Origin of the sequence: Spiroplasma sp. ChiS (assembly GCF_002968355.1) — a bacterium.
Taxonomy (GTDB): Bacteria; Bacillota_I; Bacilli_A; order Mycoplasmatales; family Mycoplasmataceae; genus Spiroplasma; species Spiroplasma citri.
In genome coordinates this window covers 1-1122 of the sequence record NZ_PUUH01000154.1, presented here as the reverse complement: position 1 = coordinate 1122, position 1122 = coordinate 1, and the positions used below count along the sequence as shown (strand labels likewise).

Sequence of the window (1122 nt, the reverse complement as noted above, 5' to 3'; positions counted from 1 at the left end):
ACGCCGTTAAAGTAATAAATGGAATAACCAAACCCAAAAAAGTTAAAATAAATATGGCAAATAAAGATAATGACTTACGCATTATTCTTTACCACCTTTCTTCTTTTTAAAATTAATTATAAATAAAATACATMAAACTAATTCAAATCAAAAATACAAATTTGCAACTAACATATATCAGAATAAAATACCAAACTCATTAATTAATTTATCTCATTTATCGTAAATTGATCCAATAAATAAAGCAAAACCAAAACCAACAACTAAAATATATACTAATATTTCTCATCATTTTTCTTTTAAAAACTTTAAAATTTTAATTTTCATAAACTCAACTCCTAACTATACAATGTTTTTGAAACAATAAACCCAACAATATATAAACTCGATATTGTTAACATTAACGGATGACTAAACAAAACTGCCATTCTCCCAAATAATCAAAACAACCAAGTATCAGAATTATATAAATCCATAATAATATTTTTTGCTGATGTAAATTGATTAACAATAACAGTAATAAAACCAGTACCAAATATCGCAATCGCCGCCACCAATAAAACTAATTTAATCATTACTTTTTATCTCCTTTAAATTTAGTACTTCTAATATTTTTCGCTTGATATCTAATACTTTGTCGTTTAAGTTCTTTTTTAACTTGCTGCTTATTACTATTCTGATAAACATTTTTACCAACATTAATACCTTTTCGTACAGTTGACGAATATACTTGCGRAACACCATTATTAACTGTCGAACCTAAATTATTATATTGTGTTGATGTACCGTGAATTGCATAAATAGATAATTTAATAACCATAAAAAAGACTAAAAAATAAGCAATCGATGTATTTGTCATCGGTAATTTTGTATTTCAAATTACATCAAAAATAAACAAAAATATATCAAAAACAAAACTAAAAATCTTGTCTCAATTACTATTATTATTTTCAACTAATAAATTAATCATCTTTACTATTTCCTTTCTCTTTTTTAGGTTTTAAATTCTTTTTCAAAATATCAATATCAAACAATTTTAATCGTTCTTTAACACTTAACTTTGTGATTTCCGACCAATAATATTCTTTTTTATTAACAATTTCGCCATTCTTTAAATCACGC

General features: G+C 23.8%; 3 protein-coding genes. All 3 read right to left on the bottom strand.

The genetic code is table 4. The features are described from left to right. Positions 1–81: 81 nt before the first annotated feature. From C6B38_RS04645 to C6B38_RS04635, 3 genes are read right to left on the bottom strand one after another with little or no spacing between them, the layout of a single operon-like run. Positions 82–327 carry a hypothetical protein gene (locus C6B38_RS04645; protein WP_199558587.1) on the bottom strand — a complete coding sequence of 82 codons (246 nt, stop codon included), beginning with the start codon at positions 325–327 and terminating at the stop codon, positions 82–84. 11 nt (positions 328–338) lie between these two features. Next, positions 339–575, bottom strand: coding sequence for a hypothetical protein (locus C6B38_RS04640; protein WP_071937673.1), 237 nt, complete (start codon positions 573–575; stop codon positions 339–341). Further along, the gene (locus C6B38_RS04635; RefSeq protein WP_105298833.1) at positions 575–970 is read right to left on the bottom strand and encodes a hypothetical protein; all 396 of its coding nucleotides are present in this window, start codon (positions 968–970) and stop codon (positions 575–577) included. The genes C6B38_RS04640 and C6B38_RS04635 overlap by 1 nt, the downstream gene beginning before the upstream one ends. Positions 971–1122: the final 152 nt, after the last annotated feature.